The sequence below is a fragment of the Synechococcus sp. R3-13 genome, from assembly GCF_047462195.1.
GTDB lineage: Bacteria > Cyanobacteriota > Cyanobacteriia > Thermostichales > Thermostichaceae > Thermostichus.
Map to the genome: position 1 here is coordinate 1 of NZ_JANSIO010000343.1, position 924 is coordinate 924.

The following is a 924-nucleotide window of genomic DNA, read 5'->3' on the forward strand; positions in this document are numbered from 1 at the left end:
GTGCGATTTTCAATCACCTGAATGGGAACCGGCAGCGCTCCTGCCCTGAGCTTGACCGCCAAGTCAGTGGCGGTTTCCACCGTAAAATTGCCCGTGATCACCGCCATCCCGCCGGTGATGCCGGTGCGGGCAAACTCCGGCCCCACGATCGGGGCACTGATCAACACGTCGTCCAGAAAAATGCCCAATGGACGTTCTGTTCCGGCCAGATCTCGGGTGAGCTGAGTAAATTTTTCTGCCCCCTCCGGCTTGAACTCCAGCAGCACCTCCCAACTCTGGGATCCGCGGCGAGGGGCTTGGGGATAGGCATTGCGCAGCAGATCCCCGGTGAGGCCGACCCGCTCAAACAGAGTATCCGGATCCTCCCCCGCTGTTATCTCTCCCCGCTCGTTGCGGGGCAGCGCGCCGACGGGAACCAAGCCCTTGCGAAACTCCAGTTGGGCTGTATCTCCAAGGAGAGCAATGGCCCGATCCGGATCCGCCACCCCCGGCAACTGCACGAACAGGCGGTCTTGGCCGCTGATCTGCACCAGAGGCTCAGCCACCCCCAGCCCGTTGATCCGCTGCTGGATGACGGCCTCTACCCCCTGCATCACTTCGGGGGTGATTTCAGGCACCTCCTCGGTGGGCACAGCTTGTAGCGTGAGCTGGGTTCCTCCCTTGAGGTCAAGGCCAAGGCGAACCTCCCGGCTGAAGCCCAAGTAAACGAGGGCAACCACCACGGCCAAGATGAAGATCAACCCTCGCAAAAAGGAGAGCCGACTGAGCCACGACGCTGAGGATCTAGCCATACTGCTGAGAAGGTGAGGAACACGGTCGCACTCGATCTGAGGCTCTTAGGATTTTGGCACTTTGTAAACTACCCGACCCTACACCGCCTTAGCAGTGTAGCGCGGGCTTTCAGTAGCCCTGAGCCTGTTATGC

The 924-nt window shown here is 60.6% G+C and carries 1 protein-coding gene; it reads right to left on the minus strand.

The annotated features are described in order from the left end of the window. On the minus strand, positions 1–791 hold a 791-nt coding region (gene secD, locus NW856_RS10475), incomplete at its 3' end, for a preprotein translocase subunit SecD (protein WP_414400174.1). Positions 792–924 lie beyond the last annotated feature (133 nt).